Genomic DNA, 12,479 nt, shown 5'->3' with positions numbered 1-12,479 from the left:
GTGGCTCCGTCACCGACCGACGACTGTCACGCGGGCACCTTGGCGACCGCGTCGATGATCACCCGGAGCAGGTCCACGACCCGCGGGCCCCAGCGCGAGGCGACGTCGTCGTCGAGCGCGATGACCTGGTTGTTCTTCACGGCGGTGAGGCCGGCCCAGCCGCTGCGCGCCTTGACCGTGTCGGCGCTCTGCTGGCAGCACTTGGCGTCGGCCAGGAAGATGAAGTCCGGGTCGGCCTTGACGATGACCTCCTGGGACAGCTGCGGATAACCCGCGTTCTTGCCGTCCGCGTCGGCCGGGTCGGCGATGTTGGTCAGGCCGGCCAGTGTGTAGAGCGAGCCGATGAAGGTCTTGCTGGTGGCGCTGTACAGCTCCGGGCCCAGCTCGTGGAAGTAGGTGAGCTTCTCGGCCCGCTGCGGCAGGTCCTTGACCAGCTTGGCGATGTCGTCCTTCATCCGGGTCACCACGTCGGTGGCCTGGTCGGCGTGCCCGGTCAGCGTGCCCAACTCGGTGATCTGCCGGTACGAGTCGTCCAGCGTGGTCGCCGCCGGGGTCTGGTAGACCGGGATCTTCAGCTTGCCGAGCTGCTCGACGATCTTGTTGCGGTCGTCGGAGAGCACCACCAGATCGGGGTTCCTGCCGGCGATCGCCTCGGCGTTCGGCTGGAACGCGGAGAGGTCGGTCTTCGGCGCGTCGGCCGGATAGTTGGACTGGTCGTCGACGGCGGTCACCTGCGGGCCGGCACCGATCGCGAAGAGCATCTCGGTGGCGCTCGGCGACAGCACGACGATCTTCTCGGGGCGCTTGTCGAGGGTGAGCGCGCCGACGGTGACCGGGTAGGCGGCGGCCGCCGTGCCGGCGCTCGGCTTGTCGTCGGCCTTCTCGGCGCAGGCGCCGAGGGCGAGCGCGGCCACCGCGAGGGTCGCGGCGAAGAGCCGAGGGGTACGTCTGAACATCGGAGCCTCCTGTCGGTCGAGGAGTGTGGTGCTTCGCCGACAGGGACTTTCGTACGCCCGCCCACGAGGCGCCCTTCCTCGAGAGCGCGTATCGCGACCGGTCCGTAGGCGACCTGGCTCGTCCCCGCCGGGCGGGCGGGGCATCACAGTTGCGGGACAGCGCCGGGATGAGCACCGGCTTCGCTGCGGACTGGTCGGTAAGACCGTAGCGCACCGTCTCGACGTGCCGGATCGATCACTCGTCGATCGGTGTCGGGCGATCGACCGGACCGGAAGCGGCGCGGGATATGTCCCGGATCGGGAGGCTCGGCAGCGGGTGGTGGGGCCCCGCCGGGGCGGAGCGGGGCCCCACCCGATCAGGAGGACGTGATGGTGACGTTGTCCACAGCCGCCTCCACCAGACTGGCGCCGGAGGCGTCCGCCGCCTCGACGAGGATGCGGACCGACTGGCCGGCGTACGGGGTCAGGTTGAGGTTGGCGACCGCCCAGCTCCCGTTGCGGTTGGTGGCGGCGCCCGCCTGGGTCAGCAGCGCAGTGGTGCCGCCGTTGTGCACCACGCTCACCCGCAGGTAGTCCGCCGACGAGGCGTTCGAGCCGTGGGCGAGGTACGAGGCGAGCGAGAGGGTGAGCGTGCCGGACGCGGGCAGTGTCACAGCCGGGGACCGGGCGCTGGTCACGCCGCCGTCGACGTCGTAGTCACCGGCCGCCGATCCGGCGAGCCGGCCGGTGACCAGGTCGTTCGAGCCGGCGTACGGGGTGAGCTGCTTGGCGCCGGACGAGGTGGTCGCCTGGGCGGCGCCCCGCTCGAACGCCCCGACGGTCGCGGTGTCGGTGCCGGACGGGTTGATCGTCCAGCCGGTGGCGGTCTCGAAGGTGTCCGACCAGACCGTGGTGCCGCCCCCACCGCCGCAGTACTGCGCCTGCTTGCCGATGGCCCGGTACGGGCAGTCGGCGTACTCGCTGAGGATCAGCACGGCCTCGCGGTTGCGTGAGGTCTGCGCCGGGATCACCTCGTCCGGCGGGTAGAAGCCGCCGCCGCTGGACGAGCCGGGGTACATCTCGAAGGTGTACGCCCAGATCCCGTGCGTGGCCCACATCCAGTCGATGCTGTCCCCGTCGGTGATGTAGAGGTCGCTGGACTGTTGCGGGGTGTAGCTGTTGGTGGCCGCCATCTGCTGCCCGATGGTGGCGAAGGTGTTGTACTGGTCGGCGTTCATCCCGGCCGCGGTGTTCGCGGTGGTGTAGCCGTACGGCCAGAGCACCAGCTGCGAGTACGTGTGGAAGTCGATGTTGGCCTTGATCTGCTGCACACCGCCGACCACCCGGCCGTTGACGAAGTTGCGCAGCGCCTGCGTCTCCGGCGCGGAGAACGCCGACGGACCCCGGTAGGTGTCCGACGAGGTGCTGCCGGACGAGCCGCCGCAGCAACCCCAGTTGTAGGACCAGTTGCGGTTCAGGTCGGTGCCCACGTTGGACGAGCCGCTGTTGGGCTGCCGGTTCTTGCGCCAGGAGCGGTACGACCCGGTGGCGATGTCGTACTCGCTGCCGTCCGGGTTGACCGTCGGCACGATCCAGATCTCGCGGCTGTTGACGATGTTGGTGATCCGGGAGTCGCCGCCGTAGCTGTCGGTGAAGAGGTTGAGCAGGTAGATCGCCATCTCGACGGTCAGGTGCTCACGGGCGTGCTGCTGGGCGTTGAACAGGATCTCCGGTTCGCTCTCGTCGGTGCCGACGTTGTCGGAGATCTTCACCGCCATCAGGTCGCGACCCTCGTACGACGTACCAATGCTGATCTTGCGGGCGATGGCCGGATGGTCGGCGACCACCTGGTTCACGACGGCGGTCAGTTCGGCGTAGTCGTGGTAGTTGGAGTCGGCGGGCGGGAAGGCCGACGTGCCCACCTCGCCGGCGCCGCGCTCGGCGTTCGGCGGCGGGGCGAGCGGTTCCAGCCGGAAGCCGAGCTTGCCGATCGCCGCGGCCTCGGCGGCGGTCGCGGAGATGTGCAGCACGCCGTGTTCGGAGTAGTCGATGGCGGCGCCGGTGCGGGCCACCGCGTTGCGGTCGGCGAGGGTCCGGGGCCCGAGCACCCGGTAGCCGGCGGCGACCGGCTCGTTGGTCCGGTCGGGTGCCGGTCGGGCCGCTACCGGGGCGGTGGCGACGGTGACGATGCCCAGCCCGGTGACGACGGCGAGCACCAGGGCGCGGCGGAAGCGGATGGGCGTGCGGAGGGCCATGTACTACCTCCTCGGAGGGCGGAGATCCCGCTCGGTGAAGGACACTTCACCACCAGTCACATGGTCATATCAATATTGATCGCTGTCTTAACCATCCCGAGCCGATCATCCCGGCGGCAATGTTTTTCTATCCGCGAACGTCTGGCGAAACTTCCTTCCAGGCGCGACACTGACCAGCGACGATGCCCCCTCGACACCGCGGAGCACCAATGGCCACATCCCGCCTGCGCGCGGCCACCCTCGCCGGCGTCACCTCGCTCACCCTGCTCGCCACCGCCGCGCCCGCCGTGGCGACCCGCCCGCCCGCCACCGTCCACGACGAGCAGATCACCTTCCAGGACTGGTCCGGGCCCGCCGACTGGCACCGGGGCAGCCGGGACGGCACCCGCGTCCTGCCCGGCGCCCGCGCGGGCGTCACCCTCGCCCGCCCGGCCGGCACGACGGAGTACGCGGACCCGCACACCGGCGCCACCCGCACCTGGGAGTACGGCACCTGGACCTCACCGGTGACCGGGATCGGCTTCGACGCCACCGAGCTGATCGCCTCGTGGAACGCGGAGACCCCCGCCGGCACCTGGATCCAGGTGGAGATGCAGGGCAGCTACACCACCGGTGACCAGACACCGTGGTACGTCATGGGCCGCTGGGCGTCCGGTGACACCGACATCAGGCGGACCACCGTCAACCGGCAGGGCGACCCGTGGTCGACGATCTGGACCGACACCTTCAGCATCGACGACGCCACCGCCGGGGTGCTGCTGCGCTCGTACCAACTGCGGCTGACCCTCTACCGCGCACCCGGCCAGACCGCCGCGCCGGTGGTTCGGATGATCGGCGCGATGAGCTCCAACGTGCCGGACCGGTTCACCGTGCCGCCGAGCGCCGGGCGGATCGCCTGGGGTGTGGAGCTGCCGGTGCCGCGCTACTCGCAGAACGTGCACTCCGGGCACTACCCCGAGTACGACGGCGGGGGCGAGGCCTGGTGCTCGCCCACCTCGACCGAGATGGTGGTCGAGTACTGGGGCCGGCGACCGTCGGCGGCCGACACCTCCTGGGTGGACCCGACCTACCCGGACCCGACCGTCAACCACGCCGCGCGGATGACCTACGACTACGCGTACGACGGCGCCGGCAACTGGCCGTTCAACACCGCGTACGCGGCCAGCTTCCCCGGGCTGGAGGGGCGGGTGACCCGGCTGCACTCGGTGGACGATCTGGAGCGGTTCATCGCCGCCGGCATTCCCGTCGTGACCAGCCAGTCCTTCCTCGCCAGCGAGTTGGACGGGGCGAACTACGGCACGTCCGGGCACCTCTTCGTGGTGGTCGGGTTCACCGCCGACGGCGACGTGATCGTCAACGACCCCGCCTCGTCCAGCAACGACGTCGTCCGCAACGTCTACAAGCGTGCGCAGTTCGAGAAGATCTGGCTGCGTACCAAGCGCACCAACGCCACCGGCGGCGTCTCGGGCGGCTCCGGCGGAGTGGCCTACCTGATCAAGCCGCTGTCCAAGCCCTGGCCCAAGTCCCCCGGTTCCACCACCTGGTAACCCGCCCTGCCGTTGTCGCGCGCCGATCCGGCAGGGTTTGTCCGCGTTGATCATGAAGTTATCGCCACGACACGCCGCGCCGTCGGGCTATAACTTCATGATCAACGCGGCGGGTCGGTGGGGTTGGTGGGTGGGGGTTGGGTGGGTTGGGGGGATTGGGGGGATTGGGGGGGCTCGTCTTCGCCGGCTAGGGCGGTGCGGAGGCGCTCCTTCTCGACGCGGCGGCGCTTCGCGGCGGTATCCATCTCCTCGGCCATCTCGTTGCGCCAACCGCGCAACAGGAAGAAGGAGAGGGCGGCCGAGAAGGCCAGGGCCAGGATCAACTTCAGGAACACGTCGACGTCGACCAGCCAGAGGGCGGCCAGCACGGCGACGAACAGCCCGATCCGGCCCAGCGTGTACTTGAGCGCGGCGCTCACCCGCACCACTCCGTTCTCTCCGTCGCCCGCCACCGCGGCGGTACTCTCGATCCGCCCGGCGGGCGGTAGTGGTCAGCCAGTCCGGCGGGCCAGCCAGCGGACGCCGGGAAACCAGACCACCGCGTACGCCACGGTGAACGCCCCTGCCGCCAGCGCGCCGGAGAGCAGCGGCGGCCAGCCGGCGCCCAGACCGGCGACCAGCAGCCCGACGCAGACCCCGACGGCGGCGGCGACCACCGCCGCCACCACCCGGGCCGCGCCGAAGTCCCAGGCCCGGAAGTCGTCCCAGAACAGCCAGGCCGGCAGGATAACCGCCAACCAGCCGTTGGTGTGCCCGAAGTCGCCAGCGCCGATCGAGGCGAACGCCCAGTCGAACAGCACCAACGCGAGCACGCCGATGACCACGCCGGCCAGGCACACCCCGAGCAGGTCACCCAGGACGGCGATCCGCCCCTCGGCGTCCCGGCGGGGAAACCCGCCCTGCTGCGCGGCACCTCGTTGCTCGGTCATCGACTGCGAGGGTACGTGGTGACTCAGGCCCAGACCTGCTGCGGCTCGGCGCGCCGCTCGGCCAGCGACGGGGCCTTGTCGTACTCCCGGACCACGTTGTAGCGGGTGTCCCGCTCGACCGGCTGGAAACCCGCGTCCCAGATCAGGTGCAGCAGGTCCTCGCGGTGCATCGTGTTCGGGGTGCCGTACGAGTCGGCGTCATGCGTGATCTTGTATTCGACGACCGAGCCGTCCAGGTCGTCGACGCCGAAGTTCAACGAGAGCTGGGCCACCGAGAGCCCGTGCATCACCCAGAAGTTCTTCAGGTGCGGCACGTTGTCGAAGAGCAGCCGGGAGACGGCGAACGTCTTCAGCGACTCGGCCGGGGACGCCATCGTGGTCCGCGCCTGGATCCGGTTACGGATCTTGCCGTCCGCCGAGTCGACGAAGTCGTGCTGGTAGCGCAGCGGGATGAAGACCGCGAACCCGCCGGTCTCGTCCTGCAACTCGCGCAGCCGCAGCACGTGGTCGACCCGGTGCCGGGGCTCCTCGATGTGGCCGTACAGCATGGTTGCCGGGGTCTTCATGCCCTTGCTGTGGGCCAGGGCGTGGATGCGCGACCAGTCCTCCCAGTGGCAGGCGTGGTCGACGATGTGCTGCCGGACCTCCCAGTCGAAGATCTCCGCACCACCGCCGGTCAGCGACTCCAGGCCGGCGTCCATCAACTCGTCGAGGATCTCGTCGGCGCTCAGACCGCTGATCTTCTCGAACCACTGCACCTCGGTAGCGGTGAAGCACTTCAGCTTGACCGCCGGCAGCGCCGCCTTCAGCTCGCGCAGCACCTTCGGGTAGTAGCGCCAGGGCAGCGTGGGGTGCAGCCCGTTGACGATGTGCAGCTCGGTGAGCTGCTCGCCCTCCATCTCCTTGGCCTTGCGGACCGCCTCGTCGATGCGCATCGTGTACGCGTCCTTCTCGCCCGGCTTGCGCTGGAACGAGCAGTACGCGCAGGACGCCGAGCAGACGTTCGTCAGGTTGAGGTGCCGGTTGACGTTGAACATCACCCGGTCGCCGTTGAGCTCGGTGCGCCGGTGGTGGGCGAGCCGCCCCAGCCAGGCGAGATCGTCGCTGTCGTAGAGGGCGATCCCGTCCTCCCGGCTCAGCCGCTCACCGGCGTACACCTTCGCTTCGAGCTCGCGCTTGAGTCCGGCGTCCATGGCACGTCCCTTCCACCTGCGGTCGGATCGAGCCTACGTCGAGGGACCGGCCGTCCCGGCGGCGCGGTCGGCGGCAGCGACCCACTTCACCAGACTCTCAGCCACCCGTAACCCGGCCACGCATCGACATGAGTGGCGAGGTGCGGTAGTAACGAGGTGGGGCGGAACACACACACTGATACCGTCCCGAACGTCGCGTCCACCAAGCGCGGCGACGAGAGGTGGGACGGGGAGCGGCATGGTCTACAGCGGGCGCGGGCGACGGCAGCGACGACGGAGCCCGGTGATCTCGCCGGTGCTGCGGCCGAAGCTCTGGGCTGCCCTGCTCGGTGCGATCGCCGCCGCCGTGCTCGCCACCCCCGCGTACGCGGAGCCCGGGGTGCCGACCACCGTTCCGGACACCGGCAGCCGGCCGGCGGTGACCGGCACGCTCCAGCTACCGGGCGGCCCTCCCGTGGCCGGAGTTCCCGCTCCGCCGGTGGTCAACGTCGGCAACGGCCCCCTGGCCACCGCGATTGCCGCGGGCGAGACGCAGGTGGGCGCGCTCGGCGAGGCGTTACTGGTGAGCCGACAGAAACGCGTCGACGCGCAGGCGCAGGTCACCGTGGCAGCCAAGGCGCTGGCGACCGCACAGGACGCGCTGCTGCGTGCCCAGCAGAACGCCGACACCGCCGCCGCCGAAGCCGTCAAGGAGGCCGCCGCCCTGCCCCCCGGCGAGCTGGCCCGGGACATCCGTGGGCTGAGCCGACTCGGACAGATCAGCCGGGGCGAGAAGGTCGAGGGCGGCACCACAGGCGTGACCGGGGAGCTGACCCGCGCCCGCGCCGGTGAGCAGGAGGCGTACCAGAAGCACGCCACCGCCGAGGCCGCGCTCGCCGCCGCCGAGGCGGAGTTCACCGCGGGCGAGACGGCGCTCCGCACTGCCGAGGCGAGCCTGCTCAAGCTCCGCCGGGACAACGCCGCCGCGCTGATCGAGATCGAGCGCCAGCAGGAGGCCGCCGAGCAGCAGATCGGCGCCGGTTACGTCACCGACCAGAACATCAGCGGCATGGCCGCGCACCCCCGGGCGATGGCGGCGGTCCGCTACGCGCTCGCCCAGCTCGGCGACCCGTACAAGTGGTCCGAGGAGGGGCCGGACGAGTTCGACTGCTCCGGCCTGATGTGGGCGGCGTACCGGTCACCGGGCGCCGACTACTTCGACCTGCCCCGGGTCTCCCGCGACCAGTACGCCGCCACCCGGAGCCGCACCGTCTCGCAGGGCGCGCTGCTCCCCGGCGACCTGCTCTTCTTCGCCTCGGGCAGCAGCTGGACGACGATCCACCACGTCGGCATGTACATCGGCAACGGCAAGATGGTGCAGGCCCCCACCACCGGCGACGTCGTCAAGATCTCGGTCGTCCGCTGGTCCCGGCTGTACGCCGCCACCCGGGTGATCGGCGCGGTGCCGGCACCGGTGGTGACCGTTCCGACCCCGCCCGCCCCGAAGCCACCCACCAAGCCGACGCCCCCGCCGACCGGCAAGCCCACGCCCACGCCCTCGCCGACCAAGAAGCCGACGGCGACGCCGACGCCGACCGGGTCGGCCACGCCCACGCCGACCGGCAGCGCCACGCCCACGCCGACCGGCAGCGCCACGGCGAGCCCGTCGAACAGTCCGGACAGCACCCCGACCACCATTCCCCCGCCGCCGACCAGCGCGCCGGCCAGCAAGCCTCCGACGACCACGCCGAAGGCCAGCACCAGCGTGACCGGCAGCGGCAGCCAGACGAGCAGCCCGAGCACCGCGGGCTGATCCGCCACGACCGACTCCGGCTGTCCGCTCGGGAAGATCTGTGGCACCGTGACAACCAGGCACATCCGATCCGACGTCACGGGTCCGGGTGCGAGCATGGCGCGGAGGGCGGAGATGGCCGAGCAGAAAGACCCGGCGGAGACTGTCGACCCCGTGGTCGACCGAGCCGGTCCGCCCGGGTCCGGCGCCGCCGACCCGGTGGCACCGGCTGACTCCGACCCGGCTGACGCCAACCCGGCTGTCCCGGCCGCGGGCGTTCCCGGCGCGGCCGTGCCCGACGCCGACCCGGCCAACCCGGAGACGGCCGACGCCGGCCCGGCCACCCCTGAGACGGCCGACGCCGGCCCGGCCAACCCGGAGACGGCCGACGCCGGCCCGGCCACCCCTGAGACGGCTGCCGCCGACCCGGTCACTCCGGAGACCGCCGACGCGAACGCCACCGGCCAGCCGGCGTCCGGCACGCGTCCGGAGCGGGCCGCCGCACCGGTCCGGGCGCGGGCCAGCGTCCCGACCGCCGGGGCTCTCCGCGGTGACCTGCCGGCCAGTCCTCCCGTCGCCGCCACCACCTACCGGGCCACCGCCTCGGCCAGCCCGGTCGAGGTCTCGGTGCCCGGGCAGCGCAACGATTCGCCAGCGCCGGCCCGGGCCAGCGCCACCGTTCCCAGCAGCAGCCGGGTCGCGGCTGGCACCATCGGCGCTCCGGAACCTCGGGAGAGCACCCCCGCCGTCTACCGGGGCGCTCCGGTGAGCCCCGAACCGGCCCAGCCGGTCGGGTCGTCCCCGGCCACCCGGTCGCCGGAGCCGGCCCAGCCGCCCACTCCCGAGCCCGCTCCGGCACCCACCCCACCCGGCCCCGGGCCGACCGAGCCGACGCCACCGGAACCGGAGCCCGCGCCGGCCCCAGGGCCGTACCCGCCCCAGCCGGCGCCGACGCCGGAACCCCGCCCGACGCCGCCGCCCGGTCCGGTCCCACCCCTCCCGGGTCCGCCGACCCCGCCACCCTCGCCGGTCCCGCCCATGCCCGGCCCGCCGACGCCACCCGTGCCGAGCCCGCCACTGCCGCCACCCGGCCCGCCGGTGCCCACGCCACCAGGGCCGCCCGGCCCGATGCCCGCGCCGCCGTTCCCACCGCCACCGGCCATGACCGACCCGCCCGGCGTACGGGCCTCGGCGTCGGTCCTGGCGCCGCCGGTCGGCCGTTCGGCCACCACCGGGGCGACACGCCCGGCACCCGGCGGCGGAGCTGTCGAGCCGACTGCCGCCGCGCCGCCGGTGGTGCCCGCTCCGGCGCTGCCGACCTGGCCCCCGTCGACCACCGGTACGCCCGGGCCGGACCGCGGGAACCCCCGGGTGAACGTGCCGACGTCCAACCCACCGGGTGGCCCGGCCGGACGGACCACCCCCGCGCCCCCGGGCCGGCAGCCCGACCGTGGCACCGACCTGGCCGGCACCGTCTACGGCAGCGGCGATGGCCCCGGTTTCACCACCATCGCGATACCCGCCAACGCGGTGGAGACCTCCGGCTCGCTGACCGGGCACATCCTGGCCCAGGGCTGGGCGGACACACCTGCCGAACGGTCCAGGAACACCCGGGTGGTGATCGTTTTGGCCGCCGCGCTGGGTCTGCTGGTAGCGATCAGCGTGCTGGTCGTCCTGCTCGCCGGCGACGCCCTGGACGGGCTGGTGGGCGACGTACTCAACGGGTGAGCCGACGGGTGAGGGCGATGGTGAGTCGGCCCACTACGGTCGGACAACCGGCTGGCGGCTTCGCCGGACCGCCGTACACTTGTCTGGATCACTGACCTGGCGCGCGTGGTGCGCGCCCATGGGCGATCTTGCGGGCGATCCGGCGACACAGCCGCGGCAGGCCATCGCGAAGATGCGCCCCGCTCGAAAGGCTTTTCTTGACCACCTCTGCTGACCCCAGCACCGTTACGTCCGTTTTCGACTCCACCCCGGCGACCGACACCGTCGAGCCGGTCGACTTCGCCGGCCTCGGCCTGCCCGAGCCGCTGGTCCGCGCCCTGGCGCGGCAGGGCATCACCACCCCGTTCGAGATCCAGCGGGCCACGGTGCCGGATGCGCTCGCCGGTCGGGACGTGCTCGGCCGTGGCCAGACCGGCTCGGGTAAGACCCTCGCGTTCGGGCTGCCGCTGCTGGCCCGGGTGGCCGCCGCGCCGCCGGCCCGGCCGATGCGTCCGCGCGCCCTCGTCCTGGTCCCGACGCGGGAGTTGGCCATGCAGGTCAACGACGCCCTGCTGCCCCTGGGCAAGGCACTCAACATCTTCCTGAAGACCGCCGTCGGCGGCGTGCCGTACGACCGGCAGATCGACGCGCTGCGCCGCGGCGTGGAGATCATCGTGGCCACCCCGGGCCGGCTCGGGGATCTCATCGAGCGGGGCATCTGCCAACTCGACGACGTCGAGGTCACGGTGCTCGACGAGGCCGACCAGATGGCCGACATGGGCTTCCTGCCCGAGGTGACCGAGCTGTTGGCGAAGACGCCCGCTGACGGCCAGCGTCTGCTCTTCTCGGCCACCCTGGACGGTGACGTCGACGCCCTGGTCAAGCGCTTCATGACCGACCCGGTCACGCACTCCACGGCGCCGTCCACCGCCTCGGTGTCCACCATGGACCACCACATGCTGTTGATCCCGCCGCACGAGAAGTTCCCGGTGGCGGCGTCGATCGCCGCCCGGGACGGTCGGACCATGGTCTTCGCCCGTACCCAGCTCGGCGTGGACCGGCTGGTGGAGCAGCTCGCGGCCGTCGGCGTACGCGCCGGAGGGCTGCACGGCGGCAAGACCCAGCGGATGCGCACCAGGACGCTCGCCGAGTTCCGTGAGGGCCGGATGAACGTGCTGGTCGCCACGGACGTGGCGGCTCGGGGCATCCACGTCGACGGGGTCACCCTGGTCCTGCACGTCGACCCGCCGAAGGACCCCAAGGACTACCTGCACCGCGCGGGGCGTACCGCCCGCGCGGGTGAGTCGGGCGCGGTGGCCACGCTGGTGCTGCCCAAGCAGCGCCGCACCACGCTGGCGATGATGGAGAAGGCCGGCGTCGCGCCGGCCGAGACCCGGGTCCGGGTCGGGGACGCGGCGCTCGCCGAGCTGGTCGGCGCCCGCGAGCCCAGCGGCGTCCCGGTGCGTGTCGAGGCGGAGCCCCGGGGCTACGGTGACCGCTCCGGCGGTCCGCGCCGGCACGACGATCGGGTGAGCGGTCCGCGCCGCTACGGCGACCGACCGACCGGCGGGCGTCAGTACGGCGACCGGCCGCAGGGCGACCGGGGCTACGGCGACCGGCCGCAGGGCGAGCGCCGCTTCGGCGACCGTCCCACCGGCGGGCGTCAGTACGGCGACCGGCCGCAGGGCGATCGGAGCTACGGCGACCGACCGCAGGGCGAGCGCCGCTTCGGCGACCGTCCCACCGGCGGGCGTCAGTACGGCGACCGGCCGCAGGGCGACCGGGGCTACGGCGACCGGCCGCAGGGCGAGCGCCGATACGGCGACCGTCCGGCCGGCGACCGCGACCGGCGGTACGGCGACCGGGACAGCCGGGGGTACGGGGACCGACCGCAGTTCGGCGGCCGGGGCGAACGGCCGGCAGGTGAGCGGCGCTTCGGCGACAGGGACTCCCGGGGGGACCGACCGCAGGGTGAGCGGCGCTTCGGCGACCGCGACTCCCGGGGCGGCTTCCGCCCGGAGAGCCGTGCCCGGGACGACCGGCCCCGCGAGGACCGGCCGCGCGACGACCGGCGCGGCTTCGGCGGGCGACCGCCGGCGCGTACCCACTGACAGACGTCTCGAACGCCGTCGCGGATGCCCT

9 protein-coding genes are annotated in these 12,479 nt (G+C 72.5%); 4 read left to right on the top strand and 5 right to left on the bottom strand.

Annotated elements, in window-relative coordinates; translation table 11 throughout:
• Window positions 1-26: 26 nt before the first annotated feature.
• Together O7634_RS11060 and O7634_RS11055 are read right to left on the bottom strand one after the other, a co-directional pair.
• Window positions 27-956: an ABC transporter substrate-binding protein gene (locus tag O7634_RS11060; protein ID WP_278150040.1), complete on the bottom strand. Its 930-nt coding sequence runs from the start codon at window positions 954-956 to the stop codon at window positions 27-29.
• 356 nt (window positions 957-1,312) lie between these two features.
• Window positions 1,313-3,190 carry a M14 family metallopeptidase gene (locus O7634_RS11055; protein ID WP_278150039.1) on the bottom strand — a complete coding sequence of 626 codons (1,878 nt, stop codon included), beginning with the start codon at window positions 3,188-3,190 and terminating at the stop codon, window positions 1,313-1,315.
• 209 nt (window positions 3,191-3,399) lie between these two features.
• Between O7634_RS11055 and O7634_RS11050 the strand changes: the two genes are divergently transcribed.
• Complete coding sequence (locus tag O7634_RS11050; protein ID WP_278150038.1) at window positions 3,400-4,737, top strand: C39 family peptidase; 1,338 nt, start codon at window positions 3,400-3,402, stop codon at window positions 4,735-4,737.
• Between the two features lie 101 nt (window positions 4,738-4,838).
• On the opposite strand, the gene O7634_RS11045 is transcribed toward O7634_RS11050, so the two are convergent.
• The 3 genes from O7634_RS11045 to mqnE form a co-directional block, all read right to left on the bottom strand.
• Window positions 4,839-5,156: a DUF4229 domain-containing protein gene (locus O7634_RS11045; RefSeq protein ID WP_278153936.1), complete on the bottom strand. Its 318-nt coding sequence runs from the start codon at window positions 5,154-5,156 to the stop codon at window positions 4,839-4,841.
• A 72-nt stretch (window positions 5,157-5,228) separates the two neighbouring features.
• A complete protein-coding gene (locus tag O7634_RS11040) occupies window positions 5,229-5,666 on the bottom strand; it encodes a hypothetical protein (protein WP_278150037.1) in 438 nt (145 codons plus the stop codon).
• Between the two features lie 23 nt (window positions 5,667-5,689).
• The gene (gene mqnE, locus O7634_RS11035; RefSeq protein ID WP_278150036.1) at window positions 5,690-6,859 is read right to left on the bottom strand and encodes an aminofutalosine synthase MqnE; all 1,170 of its coding nucleotides are present in this window, start codon (window positions 6,857-6,859) and stop codon (window positions 5,690-5,692) included.
• Window positions 6,860-7,097: 238 nt separating this feature from the next.
• Between mqnE and O7634_RS11030 the strand changes: the two genes are divergently transcribed.
• The 3 genes from O7634_RS11030 to O7634_RS11020 all read left to right on the top strand — a co-directional run bounded on the left by O7634_RS11030 (window position 7,098) and on the right by O7634_RS11020 (window position 12,448).
• Window positions 7,098-8,651 carry a C40 family peptidase gene (locus tag O7634_RS11030; RefSeq protein WP_278150035.1) on the top strand — a complete coding sequence of 518 codons (1,554 nt, stop codon included), beginning with the start codon at window positions 7,098-7,100 and terminating at the stop codon, window positions 8,649-8,651.
• Window positions 8,652-8,765: 114 nt separating this feature from the next.
• Window positions 8,766-10,358 (top strand): hypothetical protein, encoded by a 1,593-nt coding sequence (locus O7634_RS11025; protein ID WP_278150034.1) that lies wholly within the window; start codon window positions 8,766-8,768, stop codon window positions 10,356-10,358.
• Window positions 10,359-10,555: 197 nt separating this feature from the next.
• Window positions 10,556-12,448: a DEAD/DEAH box helicase gene (locus O7634_RS11020; RefSeq protein ID WP_278150033.1), complete on the top strand. Its 1,893-nt coding sequence runs from the start codon at window positions 10,556-10,558 to the stop codon at window positions 12,446-12,448.
• Window positions 12,449-12,479 lie beyond the last annotated feature (31 nt).

It is taken from the genome of Micromonospora sp. WMMD1120 (assembly GCF_029626235.1).
GTDB lineage: Bacteria > Actinomycetota > Actinomycetes > Mycobacteriales > Micromonosporaceae > Micromonospora.
The sequence above is the reverse complement of the archived record's forward strand: the minus strand, read 5'-3'. Positions and strand labels throughout refer to the sequence as shown.